The sequence below is a fragment of the Gemmata sp. genome (genome assembly GCF_051859125.1).
Lineage (GTDB): Bacteria > Planctomycetota > Planctomycetia > Gemmatales > Gemmataceae > Gemmata.
In genome coordinates this window covers 1-21,612 of sequence record NZ_JBHYGG010000032.1, presented here as the reverse complement: position 1 = coordinate 21,612, position 21,612 = coordinate 1, and the positions used below count along the sequence as shown (strand labels likewise).

Here is a 21,612-nt window from a genome sequence, read left to right as displayed (position 1 = left end):
AGCAACCCCACAATACCAAGGAGGCACCGGCTTTCCGCTTAACTGAAGGGCATTGCGCCTAGCCCGGCTCGGCGGGCGCGTCGGCGGCGTCCTTCGGCGGCCTCGGCGGCGCGCCGCCCGGGCGAACTCGGCCAGCGTCTTGCGGAGCGTCCACGTCACTTTCGTGGCCCCGGCGGTCAGAAACTTCTCGGTGTCGGCGCGGTCGCCGGTCAGACCCCACCGGCCGATCAGCACCTTGCCGCCTTTCACCCCCGCCTTCACCTGCTTGATGAGCCCGGCCGCCTGCGCCAGCCCGCCGGGCGACACCGCGCCGATGCACACGGCCTCGTCGCCCCGCGCCCGCTCCCGCACGGCCGCGACAAGTTGTGCCGCCGGCACCACCTCGACCTCGCACCTCTCCGGGCGGGCCACGTCGCGCAGCATCGCCAGCGCCAGCCGGTCGGCCTCGCCCTGCGTCGAGCAGCCGATCACCCGCATCGCCGGCGCGGCGGGCTCGTCCCCGGCACCGGCCTCCGCCCGGCACGAACCGCAGCACGGCGGTGAGCAGCCCCCACAGCGCGGTGTACGGCACCCCGATGAAGTACAACCCGACGGCCGCGACCGCACCCATCGCGGCGTTCGTGCCGGCCTGGAGGAGCAGGAACGTGCTCACCCGGCTGCCCGCGTCCTCCAGCGCGCGGGTGGTCGTCGTGAGGCCAGCGCCAGCAGGCGGTCCGGCGAGCGGAGTGGCGGCGTCATTGGTGAACTTCCCCACGAGTTGCGGACACCAAGTTAAGGGGTACTCTTACCGCAGAGGAGAGCCCCGATGGCAGAGGCACGACGAACCTTCACCCGCGAGTTCAAGATCGCGGCGGTGAAGTTGGTGACCGAGAAAGGGAAGTCCGTGTCCGAGGCCGCGAGAAGCCTCGGCATCGCCGCCGAGTTGCTCCGGCGGTGGAAGCACGCCCTCCGAGCGGACGCCGACCAGGCGTTCCCGGGCCACGGCAACCTCCCACCCGCCGAGGACGAACTCCGACGACTCCGGGCCGAGAACGCGCGCCTCAAGGCCGAGCGGGACATCCTAAAAAAAGCTACAGCTCTCTTCGCCCGGGAGTCGCCGTGAGCTACGCCCTCGTCGAAGAGCACCAGGGCACGTGGCCCGTCGCGTGGGTGTGCGACGCCCTCGGTGTCTCCACCGCGGGCTACTACTCCTGGCTCCTTCGTGACACCAGCCCGCAGGAGCAACGGCGCGTGAAGTTGACCGTCGAGATCGAGACCGTTCACGCCGAGGTCAAGGCCCGCTCCGGCAGCCCCCGCATCCACGCGGAGTTGGCGGACCGGGGGCACGACTGCTGCGTCAACACGGTCGCCCGCATCATGCGGGACGCCGGGATCGCCGCGAAAACCAAGCGGAAGTTCCGTCAGACGACCGACTCGAACCACACGCGCCCGGTGGCCGGGAACGTCCTGGATCGGCAGTTCGATCCCGAAGAGCCGAACACGTCGTGGGTCGCGGACGTGACGTACGTTGCGACTCGTGAGGGCTGGTTGTACCTGGCCGCGGTGGAGGACCTGTTCAGCCGGATGGTGGTCGGCTGGTCGATGGACGGGACGTTGACGAGCCGGTTGGTGGTGGACGCGTTGGGGTCGGCCGTTGTCCGTCGTCTCCCGGGGTCTGGGTTGGTGGCCCACTCGGATCGCGGGAGCCAGTACGCCAGCGAGCACTACCAGCGGCTCATGGCTGAGGAAGGGATCGTGTGCAGCATGAGCCGGCGTGGGAACTGCTGGGACAACGCCCCGATGGAGAGCTTCTTTGCGACGCTCAAGAAGGAGCTGGTTCACGACGAGGACTACGCCACCCGAGAGGAGGCGAGGGCGAGCATCTTCGAGTACATCGAGACGTTCTACAACCGCGTCCGGCGACACTCGGCTCTGGGTTACCTGTCGCCGGTCAACTACGAAGCCGCAAACCCCCAATAACCCTTAACCCCGTGTCCGTTTTTCGTGGGGAACTCCATTGGGGAAGGTACCGGGCAGAGGACGGTGGGCGGCGAAATGAGTGCAACCGTTGTGCCGACGCCGTTCCGCTCCACCCGCACCGCCCAGATGTGGACGCCCGACATCCGCCGCCCCCGGGACCGGCCGAAGCGGGCGTCCGTTCCGCATTCCTGCTGTCCACCTTTCGTAGAGAACTTCAACGACTCAGCTCCCGTTGAACCAAGGATTGGGTGGGGGCGTCTACCCACCGCCCAAGGTACAATCAGTCGTTTGTCCAGTTGGCAACGTATAGCAGAGCGATGAGCGGTCGGGCGCGCAGAGAATGCCTGCGACCGCCCTGCCCTTCCCCCTGTCTCTCTCCAATCCAGCCCGACTCGGTTTGAGGGCGGAGTACCTCAGACTCATGTGCTCTTGTCGCGGAATGGGCGGTGACCTCGGTCCCGAGCAGCACAGACAGCGAGACACGGGGTCAAGTGCTGCCTGACAAACGGGCGCGGGTCCGCGGGGCGACCCCGCGCCTGGACGTCGGCCCCTCGCCCGAGTGGTGATCCAAAGGCCGAGTGTGTCCCGGCAGGCAGCACGTGACGACGCCATGGCGGGACAGGTGGATGAGTGATACACGGGCCGACGCTGCGGTGGATTCCGCGTCGCTGTGGGCCGCCTGGGTCGACCGATCAGCCGACGAGGCGGCCCAGTTGGTGCTGGCCGACCTATTATTGCAGCTCGGGTGCCGCCGGGTGCCGCCGTCCCGGTACATCGTGCCGAGTGCGATGTCGAACGCGCCGGTCCTCGCCGACGGCCCGGCCGAGTGGTGGGCCGAGGAGTGGCTCCCGGACCGCCCGGCGCTTGTGGCCGGTGTCGCTCTGGCGTCGCGTGCGCTGGTCGCGGACCTGCGGCAGATCGCCGGGGACCGGTTACCACCGCCGGCCGAAGTACCCGCGGTACGGGTTGTAGTACGTCGAGTACGGGCGGTTCCACCGCGCGTAGTTCACGTACCACTGGGGGTACCCGCTGGGGGTCGTGTTTCCGCCCCAGTTGGACCACCCGAGCGGGTACGTGGGGGCGACGTAGGGGGAGTACAGCCCGGCCCCGGCCGGGTACACGCCGTAGTTCCCGTAGTACGCCCCGTAGGGGACGACGTAGTCGCCGTACACGACCTGGGCGCTCGCGGCGGCCGGGGTGGCGGCCGCGGCCGCGAGGCACCCGCCGTACGCGAGTACCGCCGCCGCCAGTGATCGAATGTGCCTCATCTTTTGGCTCCCTCGGTTGGGGCGACCCCGTGAGGGTGTTGCAAGGCCTGTGCCGGATCGGATACCCGCCCTGGGGGCGGGGTAGTGCCGCGACGGGCGTCGCCGTGGCGGCGCGGGCCGCCAATCACGCGGCCCCGCCCCGGACCCCGCTCGACCTTTGGGCCAGTGCCCCGCTTACGATCCGCCCACCGCGCAGGTGGAGGTCGACCTCCACAGCCCCGGCCCCGGGTGCGTCCCCGAAGGCCCGCCCCCTCCAGCCCGGTGCTTCGGCGTCGAGACGATCCCGGAGGGCGGTTAGGACGTCCCGCGTGGGTACGTCCGGCGGCAGCGGGTGGGCGTCGGCCCAGCGGAGGAAGGCGAGTACGCCCTCGGCGATGTCGTCCATCGGTGTCGGCTCCGGGCGTAGTGGTTGAGCCTACCGCGCACCACGGGCGGGTGGCGAGGTCCGTTGCCGGGGCCGGTCCTTCGATCCTTCGAAGAGGGTCGGCGTCGCGTACTGTCGCCAGCACGTCCGCTTTGCACCCGGTCCGTTTTTACGTCAGCGCGGAGCGGGTCTGGCATCCGAACCTCGTGGGATAGCCGGTCGGCGTGCTGGGCAACAACGGTGCGTGCGTGATCGCCACGACCTCGTCGATGACCGCGACCCGCCCCGCTCCTCCGCGAACCGCTGGATGCCGGCGTAAACCTCGGTGTGGCGCTTGGAGGGCCACTGCAGATCCCGCATCAGACCCATGCCGCGGCTCGCGATTCATGCTGCGTTCCCAAAATCGTTACCGTTTTTCTTGGCAACAATAGCCAGACGCATCAAGATAGTAATACACCCTGCGTCTCCTCCCGCCTCCGGCTCACGGACCCCGTACGATGCGAATACCTTTCGGCGGCTCGTACCCGCTGTCGCTCTCGCCGGTCCTCTGGGCGGCGCTGGCGCTCTTGACCTGCACCGCCACTGCGCGTGCCGGCGACGGGCCGGCCGCGTTCGCGGTTCCGAAGGAGGTGCGGGCCGTGCTCGCCGCCCACTGCGCCGACTGCCACGCCGAGGGCGGCAAGGGTGACGTCGACGTGACCGCGCTGGACAAGCTCACACCGAGCGCTCGGCTCGAGGCACTCAACAAGATCCAGGACCAGCTCTTCCACAGAATGATGCCCCCCCCGCGCGTCGCGCAGCCCGGCGCTGACGAACTGCGGACGCTGGCCGCCTGGGTGCGAAATGAACTCCGCACCCACAAGGCGTCCAAACTCGACGACCGGCTGCCGTACCCGGACGCCGGAAACTACGTGGACCACGCCGCCCTGTTCGACGAGTCGAACAAGGACAAGCCCTTCACCCCGGCCCGCCGCTGGCTGGTCAGCCCGCAGATGTTCGAGGAGCGCGTACTGGACGTGTTTCAGTTGGAGGGGATCGAGCGGGAGGGCTTCCGGCGGTCCGGCTTCTACGGGGTCACCAACCCGTTCGTGCTGCCCGACCATTCCGGGGTGCGGTACTACGACCTGACCCCGCTCGACGGCGGCCACCTCCTGGTGATGCTCGGCAACGCCGAGTGGATCGCCGCCAAGCAACTCCAGGCGGCTCGGGTGAAGGCCGGCGACCCGAAGGCGGGGCCGAACGACCCGAAAGACCGGTGGTACCCGAAGACCACCCCGACCGCGTTCGAAGCCGTCGTCACCAAGAAGGGCCCGGCGGCGGATGACGAAATCCGTGCGGCCGTGCAGTTGCAGTTCAGCCTGGCGTTGCGGCGGAAGGCGACCGATCTCGAACTCGCGCAGTACGTCGACCTCGGTCGCGAGGCGATCAAAATCGCCGGCAACGCGGAAGGGTTGCGGCAGGTTCTCAAGGCGGTGCTGCTGGAGTCGGAGTTCGTGTACCGATTCGAGTTCGGTGCGGGGAGGCCGGACGAACACGGGCGGTTGCCGCTGGCACCGCGGGAAGCGGCCTACGCCATCGCGTACGCGCTGGGCGACCGCGGGCCCGACGCGGAACTGCTCAAGGCCGCCGCGACGGGGAAGCTGGGCACGAAGGCGGACTACGAACGGGAGGTCCGCCGCCTGCTCGCCGACAAGAACTACTTGCGCGGGCAGGTCGACAGGTCCCTCAACGGGATGCACATCAGCTCGCACGTCACCAGCCACCCGAAGCTGGTGCGGTTCTTCCGCGAGTTCTTCGGCTACCCCGCCGCCGCGAAAGTGTTCAAGGACGTGCCGCGGAGCGGCGGCTACTACCAGAACCCGGACCGCGGGCACCTGGGGTCGCCCGGCTGGCTGATCCAGGAGGCCGACGAGTTCGTCATCTCGCAGGTGGACCGGGACACCCGGGTGTTCGAGCGGCTCCTCACCTCCGACGAGTACTTCGTGTACCACAACCTGGACACGAAGGCCGGGCGGGCTCTGATCGCCGACTGGAAGCGGGTGTACGAGACGCTCAAGGACACGCCCTGGAAGACGAAGCCCGAGGAGGTCATGGCCGAGCACCAGAAGATGCTCGTCGCCGCGAAGATCGTCGACCCGCGGACCAAGGACAAGGAGTTGTGGAAGGAGAAGCGGTCGTTCCTCTCCCACATGTACTACTTCCGGGACTTCTTCGGGCAGGGCCGCACGCCGTTCACCCGCGGGCCGTTTACCCACGGGTACTCCTACGAGCACTCGCCCAGCTACAGCCTGCCGCCGATCCCGAACCGATTCCGCTACCTCGGCGTCGAGGCCCCGAACTTCAAGGAACCGAAGGACGCACCCGCGTACTGGGACTACCCGGTCGAGCAGCCGTTCCAGGTCGCCAACCGCAAGGGCATCCTGACGCACCCGGCGTGGCTGGTCGCGTTCTCGGCGAACACCGCGAGCGACCCGATCCGCCGCGGGCGGTGGATCCGCGAGAAGCTGCTGGCCGGCGTGGTGCCGGACGTGCCCATCACCGTCGACGCCAAGGTGCCGGACGACCCGCACAAGACGCTCCGCGAGCGCGTGGGCGCGGTCACGAAGGCGGCGGCGTGCGCCAAGTGCCACAGCCGCATGAACGACCTCGGCTACCCGCTCGAGCAGTTCGACGACTTCGGCCGCTTCCGAACGGTGGAGCAGCTCGAACACCCCGACAACCTGATCAAGGCCGGCAACGGCAAGTCCACGTTCGACGCGTACAAGACGAAACCGATCGACCCGACCGGGGTTCTCACCGGAACGGGCGACCCGAAGCTCGACGGCGAGGTGAAGGATTCGTTCGACCTGATCGACCGGCTGGCGAAGTCCGACCGGGTGCGGCAGTCGATCATCCGCCACGCCTTCCGGTTCTTCCTGGGCCGCAACGAACTGCCGTCCGACGCGCAGGCGCTGATCGACGCCGACCGCGCCTACCTGAACAGCGGCGGCAGCTTCAAGGCCGTCGTCCTCTCGCTGCTGACGTCCGACTCCTTCATCTACCGCAAACGCCCGGGGAACTGAGCATGACCACCCGCCGCGACTTCATGGCGACCGCCGCCCTCGGGGCCACCGGACTCGCACTCGCCCCCCGCTCGGCCTGGGCGAGACCGGCCGGCGGGAAGCCGCCCATGCGGTTCATCTTCCTGCACAAGGGGAACGGTCTGTTCCCGTCGGTCATGGTGCCGCCGTCGCTCGGCAAGGACGACGCCGCGGCGGAGGCGAAGAAGGGCGCGCTGAACCTCGACCTGGCCAGGCACGAGTTGCCGGCGTGGATGAAGCCGGTCGCCGCCCACCAGGGCGACCTGACCATCCTCCAGGGCCTGTCCGGGAAGATGTGTACCACCGGGCACCACACCTGGTGCTCGGCGCTCGGCGCGTTCAAGGCCAACGAGCGGGTCAGCTCCATCAAGTGTGCGACGGTCGACTTCGAGCTAGCGAAGCTGTTCCCGTCGCCGATGGAGCACGTCGAGTTCGCGTGCTTCCCGCTCGGCGGGGGGAACGCCCGCGGCACGCTGAACGGCATCGCTACCGGGTTCTCGGCCCGCGGCCCGCAGCAGCCCAACTACGCCTTCGGCTCGCCCAAGGTGGCCGCCCAGGAGTTGTTCAAGTCGGTGTCGACCGACGAGGGCGTGCGGGCGCGGGCGCGGCTCGGGCGGAGCGGGCTGGAGTTCGCCGCCCGGCGCGAGGGGAAGCTGGCGGAGACCGCACCGGGCGGCGAGCGGGCGAAGGTGCAGGGCTATGCCGACTCGCTCGAGGCCGTCCGCGAGCGGGACCGCAAGGTCGACGCGATGGCCGACGCCATCCGCCCGCACGCGCCCAAACTCGACGCCAGGTATCTGGCCGACGAGATGACCACGGTGGACCGCCAGCGGGGGCACGCCGAGGTGCTGCTGGCCGCCCTCGTCTCCGGGCTGACGAACGTGGCCGCCTTCACGGTGGACGAACTCGGGCACGAGTACACCGGGCTCGCGGGGATGGAGACCGAGAAGGTGAACCTGCACGACGTGGGCCACGGCAAGCCGGTCGGCAAGCTGACCGCCGACGAGGTGCGGTTCGCCGTCCGCCGCCAGCACATGACGCTCGTCGACACCATCGCCAGCCGGCTGAAGAAGGCCCCCGAGGGTGACGGCACGGTGTTCGACAGCACGATGATCTTCTACTTCCCGGACAACGGCGAGACGCACCACTCGCAAGGAACCGAGTACCCGTTCGTGGTGCTGTCCGGGAAGAACGCCAAGCTGGACATCCGCGGGCGGTACATCCGGCTGCCGAACTACGGCGAGCAGGGGCACAAGACGCTCGGCAACTGGTACACCACGCTGCTCAACGCGTACGGCAACCCGGTCAAGCACTACGGTGACCCGGACCCCGGGCTCGCTCGGTTTGGCATCGACCAGACCGGGGCCATCAAACAGTTCCTCGGTTGAATCAGAACCACCGTCCACCTGCGGGGTCTCTCATGCCTGCCCGAATCTTGGTAGCCGTCGTTGCGGCTCTCCTGTTGGCGCATCCCGCCCCTGCCGCCGACAAACCGCTCAAGGTGTTCATCCTGGCCGGCCAGTCGAACATGCAGGGCCACGCCAGCATCGCCACCTTCGACAGCCTGGCCGACGACCCCAGGACCGCCCCGCTGCTGAAGGACATGCGGGACAAGGACGGCAAACCGAAGGTGTGCGACAGGGTGTGGATCACCTCCGTCGGCTGCCAGGGCAACGCCTACGACGACCTGCGTGAGCAGACGGGTAAACTCACCGCCGGCTTCGGTGCGTTTGGCACGGAGGGCCAGCGGATCGGCCCGGAGTACCTGTTCGGGATCACGATGGAGAAGCGGCTGAACGAGCCGGTGCTGATTATCAAGACGTCGTGGGGCGGCCGCAGCCTGCATACCGACTTCCGACCGCCGAGCGGCGGGGCGTTCGAGTGGAGCGAGGCCGAATTGGCCCAGCGGGAGAAGCGCGGCGACGACATCGAGAAGGTGAAGGCCGACAAGGTGAAGGCGACCGGCGTTTACTACCGCGAGATGATCGCCCATGTGAAGAAAGTGCTCGGCGACATCAAGCGGGTGGCGCCCGACTACGACGAGAAACAGGGGTACGAGCTAGCGGGGTTCGTTTGGTTCCAGGGGTTCAACGACTACGTCGACGGCGGCGTGTACCCGGACCGCACGAAGCCCGGCGGGTACGACCCGTACGCCGACCTGCTGGCCCACCTCGTCCGCGACGTGCGGAAAGACCTGTCCGCCCCGAAGCTACCGTTCGTCATCGGGGTGATGGGCATCGACGGCCCGGAAAAGGGCAAGAAGCCGCCGATGGCGAACTTCCGCGAGGCCCAGCGGAAGCCGGGCACGCTCGACGAGTTCAAGGGGAACGTGTTCACCGTCGAGACGGCCCCGTTCTGGGACGACGAGCTGGACGCCCTGAAGGAGCGGATGGACCGGCTGAACGGCAAGCTGGACGCGGAGTTCAAGAAGGACCCGAAGCTGACCCGCGAGGCGAAGGAGGCCGCCCGCAAGAAGGCGGCCGAGGAACAGTTCAAGCCGGAGGAGCTGAAGCGGCTGAAGGCGGGTGTGTCGAACGGCGGGTACCACTACCTCGGGGCGGCAAAGATCCTCGCCCCCATCGGCAAGGCGTTCGCCGAAGCGTTGGTCAGGCAGAACGCGCCTCAACAACCGAAGTAGTGAAGCCGATGCACTCAACTCCGAGGATCACACAATGGCGTTCAAACCCTTTGCACTCTGGTCCGGCACCCTGATCATGGTCGCTCTGGCGAGCCCGGCGACGGCAGCACCGGACGGGCCGCTGACCGTGCCGGACTTCACCAAAGGCGCGAAGATCCCCAAGGCCGCGAAGCACGATTGGAACCTCGGCCCCACGGGCTTACGAGGCTGGATGTTCTGCGACAAAATGGTGACCACGGACGCTCGCCAGGTTTCCGTCACGAAAGTGGATCAAGGTTCTCCGGCCGACGGCGTCTTCAAGGTCGGCGACGTGATCCTCGGTGTCGGTGGCAAGGCGTTTTCCTACGATCCGCGTACGGAGTTGGGCAAGGCGATCACGGCTGCCGAATCGGACACCAGTGACGGGAAACTCGCACTCACTCGCTGGCGAGCAGGAACGACGGAAGAGGTGGTTCTCAAACTTCCGGTGCTCGGCAGCTACAGCGAAACCGCGCCTTATGAATGTGCGAAATCGAAGCTCCTTCTCGAACAAGGGTGCAAGGCACTGGCCACGCGCATGGCGAAACCGGCCTACGCCGAGATGGACGCCATTCCGCGCTCGCTCAACGCACTTGCGTTGCTGGCCGGCGGAAACCCCGACTACCTGCCGCTCGTCAAGAAAGAAGCCGAGTGGGCGGCAAGCTATTCGGACAGGAGCATGCAATCGTGGTACTACGGTTACTGCCTCCTGCTGGTCTCGGAGTACGTCCTGGCAAGCGGCGACGAGTCCGTCTTGCCGGGACTGAAGCGACTCGCGCTGGAAACCGCCAGGGGGCAAAGTGCCGTCGGATCCTGGGGCCATCAGTTCGCGATTCCGGACGGCCGTCTGGGCGGATACGGGATGATGAACTCCCCCGGACTGGTGCTGACCATATCCCTGGTGCTGGCCCGAGAGGCGGGCGTGAAGGACACCGAGGTGGGCGACGCCATCGAGCGCAGCGCCAAATTGTTGCGATTCTACTTCGGCAAGGGTGCGATCCCGTACGGCGACCACCACCCGTGGACCGAGACCCACGACGACAACGGGAAGAGCGGCATGGGGGCCGTCCTGTTCCACTTGCTCGGTGAAGCAAACGGCGCGAAGTTCTTCTCACGGATGAGCGTCGCCTCGCACGGGGCGGAGCGTGACTGCGGACACACGGGCAACTACTTCAACATCCTGTGGGCCATGCCCGGGGTCGCGCTGTCCGGTCCGAAAGCCACGGGCGCGTGGATGAAGGAGTTCGGCACCTGGTACTTCGACCTGGCCCGCCGCTGGGATGGCCGTTACCCTCACCAAGGCCCGCCGGAAGCGGAAGAAGACAGCTACGAGGGTTGGGACAGCACGGGAGGTTACCTGCTGGCCTACGCGATGCCACTCAAGAAGATTCGCCTGACGGGCGGCGGGAAAAGCGTGGTCAACTCCCTCGGCGCCGCGGTGGCGGAATCCGTGATCGCCGACGGCCGCGGCTGGAACAACAAAGACCGCACCAGTGCATACGACAAGTTGAGCGAGGATCAACTCGTCGAGCGTCTCGGCAGTTGGTCGCCCGTCGTCCGCCAGCGGGCCGCGATGGCGATTGCCCGCCGCAAAGAGTTCCCGGTTCCGCTGCTCCTCAAGTCGCTCGACGCCCCCGCCCTCGAAGCTCGCTATGGTGCCTGCCAAGCTTTGATTGCGCTCGGGGATCGCGGCGAGCCGGCGGTGGAAGCGTTGCGGAAATGTCTGACGGACAAGGACCTCTGGCTCCGCATCAAGGCGGCCGAGGCCCTGGCCAAAGTCGGACCGTCCGCCAAGTCCGCCGCGCCCAAACTAATGGAAATGCTCACCGAGGCGGACAAGGTCAACGATCCCCGCGGCATGCAGCAGCGATACCTGGCCTTCGCCCTGTTCGATTCTGAAGACGGCGGCATGCTCAGTGGGTCACTCGAGGGGGTGGATCGCGAGGCCCTGTACAAAGCCGTGCGAGCCGGGTTGAAGAACCAGGACGGTCGCGCCCGCGGCAGTCTCTCTTCCGTCTACCGGAACCTGTCCCCGAAAGAGATCAAGCCGCTTCTGCCGGCCATCCACCGGGCGATCCTTGAACCGGCCCCGAGCGGGGAGATGTTCGCCGACACCATCCGCGTCGAGGGGCTTCGCCTGCTCGCGAAACACCGCGTCGAGGAAGGCATCCGCGCCTGCGTGCAATACGCGCGGGACCAGAACCCGTGGGACAGCCAGGAGCGGACGCCGGAACTGATGAAGATCCTGCTCACCTACGGCACCCACGCGAAGGCGTTCCTGCCGGAGTTGACCAAACTGGAGACGTACTTCGAGAAGGACGAGCCGAACTTCCCCAAGGAACTGATGCGGGTGAAGGCGAAGAGCGTGCGCGACACGATCCGTGCCATCGAGAAGGCGACGGACACGCCGGTCCTCATACGCCTCGACCAGGAGAAGGGGGCGAAGGCGGACCCCACGAAGGCACCGGTGAAAGTGTTCATTCTGGCCGGGCAGTCGAACATGGAGGGGCACGGGTTCATCGCCGCCGACCCGAAGCGGAACGAGGGCAAGGGCAGCCTGGAGTACGCTGCCAAGGACAAGGCCACGGCCGACAAGTTCAAGCACCTCCTGGCCGTGGACGGCAAGTGGGCCGTCCGCGACGACGTGTGGATTGATTACCTCGACCGCAAGGGCCGGCTGACGGCCGGGTTCGGGGTGAAGGAGGACCGCATCGGCCCGGAACTCGGGTTCGGGTGGGTGATCGGGGACGCGTACGAGGAGCCGGTGCTGCTCGTCAAGCTGGCGTGGGGCGGCAAGAGCCTTGCGAAGGACTTCCGCCCGCCGAGCGCGGGCGGCGAGGTGGGGGCGTACTACACGGAGGTCGTGACGCGCACCAAGGCGGTTCTGGGCGACCTCAAGAAGGAGTTCCCGGAGCTGGGCGACCGCGGCTACGAGTTGGCCGGATTCGGCTGGCACCAGGGGTGGAACGACCGCATCAACCAGGCGTTCGTGGACGAGTACGAGAAGAACATGGCGCACTTCATCCGCGACATCCGCAAGGATCTCGGCGCGGAGAAGTTGCCGTTCGTCATCGCCGAGACCGGGATGACCGGTCCGGACGAGAAGCACCCGCGTGCGCTGGCGCTGATGAAGGCGCAGGCCGCCGTGGCCGGGCAGAAAGAGTTTCAGGGCAACGTCGCGTTCGTGGGCACGAAGGAGTTCTGGCGTGCGGAGTCGGCGTCCCCGACGAAGCAGGGCTACCACTGGAACAGCAACGCCGAGACCTACTACCTGATCGGCGAGGCGATGGGCCACGCGATGAAGAAGTTGTGCGACAAGAAGCCCGCCGAGTGAACTCCCGGTTCGCGCCGCGAACCGTCACCGCAGTCCGGACGAGGTTCGCGACATGTCGCTCCGCATCGCTTTCGCGTGCGTGCTCCTGGTGCTGGGTCCCGGCGAGCCGGCCCGCGCCGCGGACCGGCCGAAACCGCTGAACCTGCTCGTCGTCACCGCGGACGACATGAACGCGGACTCCGGCGGCTGGAACGGCAACACGCTCGGCGCGACGCCGAACCTGGACGCGTTCGCGAAGGGCGCGCACCGGTTCGTAAACGGTCACGTCACGGTGCCCATCTGTCAACCCAGCCGGTCGGCGCTCATGACCGGGCGCGCCCCGCACCGCAGCGGCGCGCTCGGGTTCGACCCGATCCGCCGCGACGTGCCGACGCTCGTCGAGGTGCTGCGAGACGCCGGGTACTACACCGGGGTCATCGCCAAGGCCGTTCACATGGCCCCCGCCGACAAGTTCCCGTGGCACGCCGCCGGTGACCAGGCACTCGGCAAGCAGCCGACGAAGTTCGCCGAGAAGTTCCGAGAGATGCTCGCCGACGCCGCGAAGGCCGGGAAGCCGTTCTTCGTCAACGCGAACATCTGCGACCCGCACCGGCCGTTCATCACCGGGACCGGTACCAAGGCGAAGGCCGACGAACCGCTCGACGGCGCGCGGGTGTACAAGCCGGCCGAGGTGACGGTGCCGGCGTTCCTCGAAGACCTCCCGCGCGTGCGGGAAGAGGTGGCTCAGTACTACTCCAGCGTGAGCCGGTTCGACGTCGCCTTCGGGTTGGTGATGAAGGAACTGGCCGCGGCCGGCCGCGACGCGGACACCGTGGTCGTGTTCCTGTCGGACCACGGGATGGCGTTCCCGTTCTCGAAGGCGACCGTCTACTTCAGCGGCACGTGGTCGCCGGTGCTGATCCGCGTCCCCGGCGCGGGGGAGCCGCAAACACGAGACGCGTTCGTCAGCAGCGTGGACGTCATGCCCTCGGTTCTGGAACTGCTCGGCGTGAAGCCGCCGGCGGGAATGGACGGGCGGTCGTGGGTGCCGCTCCTCAAGGGCGAGACGCAACCCGACCGCGACTTCGTCGTCACGCACGTCAACACGGTCAGCAGCGGGAAGTCGTTCGCCCAGCGGTGCGTCCGCACCAAGGACCGCGCGCTGATGTTCCACGCGTGGGCCGGCGGCCCGGACCGGTTCCGGGTCGAGGCGATGAGCGGGCTCAGTTTTGCCGCGATGAACGCCTCAACCGAACCGACAGTTCGGGCCCGGGTGAAGCAACTGGTGGAGGGCGAGCCGCTGATGTTGTTCGACACCGCGGCCGACCCGACCGAGCGGAAGAACCTGATCAACGACCCGAAGTACGCCGCCGACTTGGCGGCCCTGAGCAAGAAGTTGCTCGCGCACATGAAACAAACCGAAGACCCGCAGACGAAGGCCTTCGAGGCCGCGTTCTTGAAGCAGTAGGAGACCCGATTGCACCGGTCACAACCCGCTGCTGAATCGGGCAGCGGGGCGACCGGCTACGGAGCACACATGATCAAACATTCGAGCCGAGTTGCAGGGTGCCTGGCACTCCTGCTCTGGTCGCCCCCTGCCGGTGCGGCCGACCCCGTGCCGCCACAGAAGGCGGAGATGGCCGGCTACCTCCTCGTTCCGCACTCAAGAGTGGATGCGAAGTACAACGGCGGGTTCTCGATGTACGTGGCCGCGTGGCCGCTCTTGAAGAACTACCCCGGGCCGGAGTTCCAGAGCGGGCTGTTCGGCACCTGGATGTTCTCGCAGTTCGACGGGCCGAAGCCCGAGAAGGCGTACTCCGACATCGAGGGCGGGCTCGGCTGGTGGCGCGACACCCGGTTCGCCACCGAGACGCCCAAGTTCATCACGGGCGGCGTGGCGCTGAACTTTGTCGAGTGGGCCAACGGCCCCGGGGCCGGCAAGGGGCGCGACTGGAAGAACCCGAAGGGCCACTACGCGGTCGCGCAACTCAGCCCGTGGGTGCTGTGGCCCCCGGACGGCCTCAACCTGAAACAGGGCACGTCGGGCGAGCTGTTCGGCTACGGTTACCTGCCGCTGCCGCTCACCGCGGGCAAGACAACGACCGCCGGTAAGGACGTGCCCACCGGCGACCAGTCGTGGACGCTGTTCCTCAACACCGGGAACTTCAAAGGGCCGGTCGCGTTCTTCGTGCCGCACTTCTGGTCCAAGCCCACCCTCGAGCGGCCCGACCTGGTCGGGAAGTTCCTCGACGCGCGGCCCTCGGAGCCGAACAAGGCGATCCAGATGGAGACGCAGCACGTCCCCGCGCTCATAGGGAAGGACGCGAAGGGCGACACCTACGCCCGCGTCGCGCCCACGCAGTTCCCCGGCAAGCCGGGCGCGGACGCACCGCTGATCCACCGCGTGACCGCGTACGGCCGGGCCGCGCTGTGGGACGGCGTGCAGGCGTGGTTCGCCGGCGGGCAGGAGGCGACCGGCCGCATCGACCCGAAGGCCGCGGCCGTTCACACGTTCGAGAGCAAGGGCGGCGCGACGTGGCGGATCTACACGCCCAGCACCGCGCGCGACAACCGCGCGCCGCTCGTGTGGAACTCATTCGCTACGCCCGCGGCGCTGGACGAGACGACTTACGGCTACAAGTGGGGCGACGCCGCCACGAAGGGCGACGCGCTCGTCACGCTGCCGGAGTACTACCGGCTGGAAAGGGACAAGAAGGACAAAGAGCGCTGGGCGGTCGTGAGCGCGAAGGACGTGCCCGCGGAAACCGGGCTGGCGAGGGCCGAGTTCCCGCGCCCGCGCAAGGCCCCGCAACAGCCCTACGTCACGCCCGACGAGGCCGGCAGCTCATGGAAGAAGCCGGGGCCGGCCGCCGGGCCGTTCGAGGCCAAGCTCGGGGACGGGAGCACCGTGACCTATTTCTGGTACCGGTTCGCGGACCAGCCCGCGCTCCTCAACGCCGACCTCACCGCTGCCGAGCGCGAGGCGCTCCAAAAGCGGGTCGAGTTGCTCCACAAGAACTGGACCAAGGGCCGCGAGTACCTGCCCCCGCCGACCGTGGGCACGCTCGCCGACCTCGACCCCGCGGTGCTCGTGACCCCGCCGAAGGGGTTCGAGATCGGGTACGTGCCCATCGTCACCCGGCAGGGGGTGAAGGAGTGAAGCGAGCGGCAGAGGACCACCGGACCCAGTCGAACACGCGACGCCTCCCTCGACACCCGGAGCCTTTCATGCGACCCCCGACGAGCCCGCGAACTTGGGACACGCTCCGGTGGGTTGCGGCGGCCGTGGCGGTCGTGGCTTGCAGTTCGGGTGCCCCCGCGGCGGACGACCGCGAGGCGTCCTTCGGGCGGGTCGTGGCCCCGTTCTTCGAGCGGTATTGCGTCGACTGCCACGGCCCGCAGCGCGGCAAGGGCGGAGTGACACTGCACACACTGCGGAGCGACCCCTCGGCCGGGGCTGGGCCGAGGCGGTGGGACAAGGTTCTCGACATGATCGAGCGCGGGGCAATGCCCCCGGAGACGGACGACCAACCCAGGCCGGAAGACCGCAAGGCCGTCGCCGAGTGGATCCGGGCGGCCCTGCGGTACGAGGCACGGCGCGTCAGCAAACCGGCCGACGATCCCGCGCCGTCCCACCTGCGGCGACTCACGAACGTGGAATACCAGAACACGATGCGCGACCTCCTCGGCTTCGAGTTGAAGCTCGCGGACGACCTGCCGAAGGACCCGTTCAAGCCGTACACCTTCACGAACACCGCCGAGTTCATGCGGCTGGGGCCGGAACAGCTCGACGCCTACCGGGCGGCCGCCCGGCGCGCACTGGCCAGCGCCATCGTGGACCCCGAAAAGCCGCCCCCGTTCAAGGCGCGCCGGGAGTGGAAGCCCGACCCGGTCCCCAGCCCCGACGACCGACTGGACCCCAATCAGCTCGGCCCGTGGGTTTCGGGGCGGTTCAACGTCGGCACCGGCATGGCCCTGACGGGCGTGCCCAGGACGGGCGCGTTTCGCATCCGCTTCCAGGCGTCCGCGGTCTTCCCGCCGGGCGTCACCGAGATGCCGCTGCGGCTGGTGATGGGCGAAGGGCTGAACGTGAACCTCTCGACCCGGCGGATCGAACCCGTCGGGACGGTGCGGCTGAAGGCGGGCGCGAAGCCCGCGGTGTACGAGCTCCGCGGGCGGCTCGAGAACTTCCCGGTCGAGACGAACCGCAACCAGAAGGGCAAGCCGCTCCCCGACGCGCTGACGATCACGCCGCAGAACCTGTACGACGACGGCACGCTGAACGACGAGAACGGGTTCCGCAAGCCGCGGATGCGCGAGTTCCCCATCGCTGTCGTCGACTGGATCGAGTTCGAGGCGCCCCTGGCCGACGTGTGGCCGCCCGAGCACCACGCGCGCATCCTGTTCGACTCGCCGCTGCGCGAGGCGGACCCGGAGCGTTACGTCCGCGAGGTGCTGCGACGGTTCGTGTCGCGGGCCTTCCGCCGCCCGGCCACGGACGACGAGGTGGCCCGGTTCGCCAAGATTTACGCCGCACTGAAGCCCGAACTGAAAACGATCGAGGCCACGCTGCGGGAGACGCTCGCGCTGGCGCTGGTGTCGCCCCAGTTCCTGATGCACAACGGCGCGCCCACCGGCCCGGAGGAGAAGCGGTACGCCTTCGCCAGCCGGCTGTCCTACTTCCTGTGGGCCAGTATGCCCGACGACGAGTTGCTGGACCTGGCCGCGAAGGGCGAGCTCGACAAGCCCGTAGTCGTCGAGAAGCAGGTTCTGCGCATGCTGGCCGACCCGCGGTCGCGGGACTTCGTCCGCGAGTTCAGCCGGCAGTGGCTCAGTATCGACAAGATGCGGGCGGTGCCCATCAACCGCGACCTGTTCCCCCGGTTCCTGTACTACGTCCCGCTCGGCGAGCGCGCGGGCACCGAGGAACCGTACCGGCCCACGATCCGCGATTACATGGTGGAGGAAACGGTCGCCTTCGTCGCGCACCTGATCCGGGGCAACGCGAGCGCGCTGAAGATCGTCGATTCGGACTTCGCCTGCCTGAACCAGCCGCTGGCCGCTCACTACGGCGTGCCCGGGGTGCAGGGGGACGAGATCCGCCCGGTGCCCGTAAAGCCCGAGCACCGGCTGGGCGGGCTGCTCACGCACGGGTCGGTGCTGATCGGCAACGGGACCGGCTCGGCCCCGCACCCGATCTACCGCGCGGTCTGGCTCCGCGAGGCGATCCTCGGCGAAGAGGTACCGCCCCCTCCCGCCGACGTGCCCGCCCTCGTCGATACGGCCGGCGCGTCGGCCGAGAAGGCGGCCACCATCAAGGCGCTCCTGGCCCGGCACCGAACACAGGCGAGTTGCAACGCCTGCCACGCCCGCCTGGACCCGTGGGGCATCCCGTTCGAGCAGTACAACGCGATCGGCAAGTTCCAGCCCAAAGTCCCCAAAGAGGGGACCCGCGTCAGCCCCTTTAAAGCGGCCGTTCACAAGAACCTCGACGGCTACGCCGCGTACGTGAACGCGCTGAACACCGTCACCGTCGGGGCCGACTCGCGCGTGCCCGGCGGGCCGAGCATCGACGGGATGACCGAACTCAAGGCGTACTTGCTCAAAGACCGCACGGGCGACGTCGCCCGCAACGTGCTGCGGCGGCTCTACGGGTACGGTCTCGGTCGCGAGCTGACGTGGCGGGACCGCTTCGCCGTCGAGGACATGCTCGCCGGGGTCGGGAAGGACGGGTACGGGATGCGCGACATGATCGTGGCCGTCTGTCAGCACGAGTCGTTTCGTCGGAGCACCGAGGAGAGGAACAAGCCATGACCGCGAAACCGTGGCACCTGGACCGCCGAGAGCTGCTGCGCGGCGGCGGCGTCGCGCTGTCGCTCCCGCTGCTCCAGGCGATGGGCCGCGCGGGACCGGGCGCGCCCCCGCCGCCGAAGCGGATGCTGGTCAGCTACTTCGCCTACGGGGCCTACATGCCCAACGCCACCACCGGCGTTCCGGACGGGCGCGACAAGCCGCACGACGAGTGGAGCTGGTGGCCGTGCAAGGACCCCGGCCCGCTCACCTTCAACAAGTCCAGCCAGCCGTTCGCCGACCTCAAGGAGCACGTCAGCTACCTGCGCGGCCTCGACCACGCCGGCGGCTGGACGATGGGCGGGCACAGTTCGGGCGACGTGTTCGCGACCGGCGCCGACATGACCAACAAGGAGAAGCAGAACAACATCTCGATCGACCAGGCCGCGGCCAACACGCACGGGCACCTGACGCGCTACCCCTCGCTGGTGCTGGGCACCGAGGGCGGCACCGGCTCGTACGGGATGTCGAAGACGCTCTCGCACCGCGGGCCGGGCCGCCCGATCCCGGCCCTGCACAAGCCGAACGAGATCTTCAGCCGCCTCTTCACCCCCTACGAGGGCGAGTCGGTCGGGGCCGTGCGGGCGCGCCTGAAGCGCGAGGCGAGCGTCCTCGACCTCCTGGGGGAGAACAGCCGCGACTACCAGGCCCGCCTGGGCCGCGAGGACCGCGCGACGCTGGACGAGTACCTCGAATCCGTCCGCGCGATCGAGAAGCGGGTCGAGCGCACGAACCAGTGGACCCAGCAGCCGCTGCCGAAGGTCGACGCGAAGGCTCTGAACCTCGCGGCGCCCCAGACGGACCCGAAGGAATACATTCGCTGCCTGTACGACCTGATCTTTTTGGCGTTCCGGACCGATTCGACCCGCTTCGCGACGCTCATGCTGGAGAGCGAGTACTCCTCCGACAGCGCGACGTGGAACTACGCGACCCACGCGCTGGGGTACAAGGGGGCGACGCACGACCTCGCCCACAAGCGGCCGGTCGAGTCCGGCCACTGGGACCGCTGGCGCGCCGAACAGCACGCCTACTTCCTCAAGCGCCTGCGGGACGCGCGCGAGGGCGACGGCACCATGCTCGACCGCACGCTGGTACTGTGGGGGTCCGCCCACCCGCACGCGTCCCACAGCGCGAAGAACTACCCGCTCCAACTCGCGGGGGGAGGCGCGCTCGGGTTCCGGCACGGCGCGTTGCACGCCTTCGAGGGGACCAAGAAGGTGCCGCTCGCGAACCTGTTCGTCTCCATGCTGAACGCCGTCGACGTGCCGGTCGACAAGTTCGCCGACAGCACGGGCGCGATGACGGAACTGAACCGGTGAGGGCGGTCGGCGACCGCCACGGTCCCGTTCCTCACCGTCCGCATTCTGGCCTTCACCACCGGTGGCAACACCAACTTCAAGTGCGCGGCCTCGCTGCACGGCAGCGGGACGACCAACTCGGAGACGGCGAAGGGACTATCCGCGACGACCGGGGGAGGGATTCGCGGCGCTCGGCGAGGTGTTCGGCGCGGCGACGAGGCGGTGGAACTTCTCCCACGATTCCGGGAGTCGTACGCGTCGAGGTCGTGGTCACGACCGTTAATCGCGACCACGGCGCAGCTGCGGGTCTTGTGGAGGCCGTACTTGGGGGTGGCCTTACGGGGCATGGTGCGGGGATCGCGGAAAGCCGATCCATTCCAGCACGGTACTGGATTTCCAAGGCTCTCAGGCCACACCACCGACCGTCGGTGGGGAAGCGGAAACTGCTATCGGCGAGGAACAGAAACCGAGTTGGGCTGACCGGATTCGAACCTGCGGCCTCTTGGTCCCGAACCGAGTTGTGAGATCCCTTGAGAGATCTCCCGGCGCCCACATTTCAAGGCAAATCCTGCTCAAGACCAAGCGTTGCAATCACGCTCAACCGTTGCAAGTTGACCCATGAAATCGTGAACGAGGGCCGGATCGTGTGGAATGCTCTGAGACCGTCCCTCGATCATCTCGACGCTGCGGGGTGCCGGTCGGTCAGCCCCCCGCCGGGGTGAGTGGGTTGACGAGGTTCCCGCCCATCTCAACGGTCAGGAAGTGGTCCGCATCTTTCGCGTAGCTCTTCTCCAGTTTCGTGTAGAAGCCGGCCGGGCCGAACGACCACGCCACGTTGTACTGCGGCGTGCGGTTGAGGGTTGGCAGGCCGTTGAAAAAGGCGCAACTATTTGGTGTTGGCGCGCGTCAGAGGAGTATCACGGGTTGAGGTCGTCGCCATGGCTTTGGGTCGCCGTCGGTCATCTCACCAGGGCGAACTGTTCGTCACGTCCGCCGACTTGCCCCGATCCCCCGGCCACGCCTTCTACGACCGGCTCAACCGAATCCTGGCCGAGTCCGAGTTCGACCGGTTCGTCGAGGATCTGTGCCGGCCCCACTACGCCGAGGAGGTGGGACGCCCGTCGGTGCCGCCGGGAACCTACTTCCGGATGCTGTTCGTCGGGTACTTCGAGGGCATCGACTCGCAGCGCGGCATCGCCTGGCGGTGCGCCGACAGCCTCTCGTTGCGGGCGTTCCTCGCCATCCCCTTCGGCGAGGCGTCCCCGGACCACTCCAGCCTGACCAAGATCCGCAAGCGTCTGCCCGAGGTGATCCACGAGCGGGTGTTCGCCCACGTGCTGGCGATCGCCCACGACAAGGAGCTCTTGAAGGGCAAGACCGTGGGCGTGGACTCGACGACGTTGGAGGCCAACGCGGCCATGCGGGCCATCGTCCGCAAGGACACGGGCGAGGGTTACAGGACGTACCTGAAGCGGTTGGCGACGGAAGCCGGGATCGAGAACCCGACCGACGAGGACCTGCGTCGGTTCGACCGGACGCGACCGAAGAAGGGGTCCAACAAGGAGTGGAAGTCGGCGACCGACGCGGACAGCCGGATCGCGAAGATGAAGGACGGGCGGACGCACCTGGCGTACAAGGCCGAACACGCGGTCGACCTGGACTCGGGGTTGGTGCTGGCAGCGGCGGTTCACTCGGCGGACCAGGGCGACGCGGCGACGCTGGTGGACAGCTGTTGCGAACCCAGGTGAATCTGGTGCGTGCGGGGTTGGAGCCCGCCAGCACCTCGGCCCCGGCCCGTAGGCTGGTCGGGTAGACGTGGGCCGT

12 protein-coding genes and 1 pseudogene are annotated in these 21,612 nt (G+C 68.0%); 10 read left to right on the top strand and 3 right to left on the bottom strand.

All coding sequences use genetic code 11. The annotated features are described in order from the left end of the window. Positions 1-477: pseudogene (locus tag ACTIGN_RS04630) on the bottom strand (hypothetical protein); the annotation flags it as partial. Between the two features lie 328 nt (positions 478-805). Between ACTIGN_RS04630 and ACTIGN_RS04625 the strand changes: the two are divergent. Beyond that, a protein-coding gene (locus tag ACTIGN_RS04625; protein WP_439621632.1) for an IS3 family transposase occupies positions 806-1,959 on the top strand; the annotation gives its coding sequence in 2 pieces (ribosomal slippage) (positions 806-1,073 and positions 1,073-1,959; 1,155 coding nt in all). Between the two features lie 932 nt (positions 1,960-2,891). On the opposite strand, the gene ACTIGN_RS04620 is transcribed toward ACTIGN_RS04625, so the two are convergent. Next, a complete protein-coding gene (locus tag ACTIGN_RS04620) occupies positions 2,892-3,227 on the bottom strand; it encodes a hypothetical protein (RefSeq protein WP_439621631.1) in 336 nt (111 codons plus the stop codon). Positions 3,228-4,088: 861 nt separating this feature from the next. Here ACTIGN_RS04620 and ACTIGN_RS04615 point away from each other — a divergent pair. The 8 genes from ACTIGN_RS04615 to ACTIGN_RS04580 all read left to right on the top strand — a co-directional run bounded on the left by ACTIGN_RS04615 (position 4,089) and on the right by ACTIGN_RS04580 (position 19,809). Continuing rightward, a complete protein-coding gene (locus ACTIGN_RS04615; RefSeq protein WP_439621630.1) occupies positions 4,089-6,653 on the top strand; it encodes a DUF1588 domain-containing protein in 2,565 nt (854 codons plus the stop codon). Between the two features lie 2 nt (positions 6,654-6,655). Beyond that, positions 6,656-8,059: a DUF1552 domain-containing protein gene (locus ACTIGN_RS04610; RefSeq protein ID WP_439621629.1), complete on the top strand. Its 1,404-nt coding sequence runs from the start codon at positions 6,656-6,658 to the stop codon at positions 8,057-8,059. Between the two features lie 32 nt (positions 8,060-8,091). Next, complete coding sequence (locus ACTIGN_RS04605) at positions 8,092-9,309, top strand: sialate O-acetylesterase (protein WP_439621628.1); 1,218 nt, start codon at positions 8,092-8,094, stop codon at positions 9,307-9,309. A 34-nt stretch (positions 9,310-9,343) separates the two neighbouring features. Further along, complete coding sequence (locus ACTIGN_RS04600; protein ID WP_439621627.1) at positions 9,344-12,661, top strand: DUF6288 domain-containing protein; 3,318 nt, start codon at positions 9,344-9,346, stop codon at positions 12,659-12,661. Positions 12,662-12,713: 52 nt separating this feature from the next. Continuing rightward, positions 12,714-14,108: a sulfatase family protein gene (locus ACTIGN_RS04595; RefSeq protein WP_439621626.1), complete on the top strand. Its 1,395-nt coding sequence runs from the start codon at positions 12,714-12,716 to the stop codon at positions 14,106-14,108. Between the two features lie 168 nt (positions 14,109-14,276). Next, positions 14,277-15,800, top strand: a complete 1,524-nt coding sequence (locus tag ACTIGN_RS04590) for a hypothetical protein (RefSeq protein WP_439621625.1) — start codon at positions 14,277-14,279, stop codon at positions 15,798-15,800. A 68-nt stretch (positions 15,801-15,868) separates the two neighbouring features. Then, the gene (locus ACTIGN_RS04585) at positions 15,869-18,454 is read left to right on the top strand and encodes a DUF1592 domain-containing protein (protein ID WP_439621624.1); all 2,586 of its coding nucleotides are present in this window, start codon (positions 15,869-15,871) and stop codon (positions 18,452-18,454) included. Then, on the top strand, positions 18,451-19,809 hold the full coding sequence (locus ACTIGN_RS04580) for a DUF1552 domain-containing protein (protein ID WP_439621623.1): 1,359 nt from the start codon (positions 18,451-18,453) through the stop codon (positions 19,807-19,809). The genes ACTIGN_RS04585 and ACTIGN_RS04580 overlap by 4 nt, the downstream gene beginning before the upstream one ends. Positions 19,810-20,490: 681 nt before the next feature. On the opposite strand, the gene ACTIGN_RS04575 is transcribed toward ACTIGN_RS04580, so the two are convergent. Next, positions 20,491-20,622: a hypothetical protein gene (locus ACTIGN_RS04575; protein ID WP_439621622.1), complete on the bottom strand. Its 132-nt coding sequence runs from the start codon at positions 20,620-20,622 to the stop codon at positions 20,491-20,493. A gap of 164 nt (positions 20,623-20,786) precedes the next feature. Here ACTIGN_RS04575 and ACTIGN_RS04570 point away from each other — a divergent pair, with 164 nt between their 5' ends. After that, on the top strand, positions 20,787-21,536 hold the full coding sequence (locus ACTIGN_RS04570; RefSeq protein WP_439621621.1) for a transposase: 750 nt from the start codon (positions 20,787-20,789) through the stop codon (positions 21,534-21,536). Positions 21,537-21,612 lie beyond the last annotated feature (76 nt).

What these genes read in the sequence shown, in the direction of transcription:
- ACTIGN_RS04580 (WP_439621623.1), top strand. Translation starts at nt 18,451, where the DNA reads ATGACCGCGAAACCGTGGCACCTGGACCGCCGAGAGCTGCTGCGCGGC.
- ACTIGN_RS04620 (WP_439621631.1), bottom strand. Translation starts at nt 3,227, where the DNA reads ATGAGGCACATTCGATCACTGGCGGCGGCGGTACTCGCGTACGGCGGG.
- ACTIGN_RS04595 (WP_439621626.1), top strand. Translation starts at nt 12,714, where the DNA reads ATGTCGCTCCGCATCGCTTTCGCGTGCGTGCTCCTGGTGCTGGGTCCC.
- ACTIGN_RS04605 (WP_439621628.1), top strand. Translation starts at nt 8,092, where the DNA reads ATGCCTGCCCGAATCTTGGTAGCCGTCGTTGCGGCTCTCCTGTTGGCG.
- ACTIGN_RS04600 (WP_439621627.1), top strand. Translation starts at nt 9,344, where the DNA reads ATGGCGTTCAAACCCTTTGCACTCTGGTCCGGCACCCTGATCATGGTC.
- ACTIGN_RS04590 (WP_439621625.1), top strand. Translation starts at nt 14,277, where the DNA reads ATGGCCGGCTACCTCCTCGTTCCGCACTCAAGAGTGGATGCGAAGTAC.
- ACTIGN_RS04610 (WP_439621629.1), top strand. Translation starts at nt 6,656, where the DNA reads ATGACCACCCGCCGCGACTTCATGGCGACCGCCGCCCTCGGGGCCACC.
- ACTIGN_RS04585 (WP_439621624.1), top strand. Translation starts at nt 15,869, where the DNA reads ATGCGACCCCCGACGAGCCCGCGAACTTGGGACACGCTCCGGTGGGTT.
- ACTIGN_RS04615 (WP_439621630.1), top strand. Translation starts at nt 4,089, where the DNA reads ATGCGAATACCTTTCGGCGGCTCGTACCCGCTGTCGCTCTCGCCGGTC.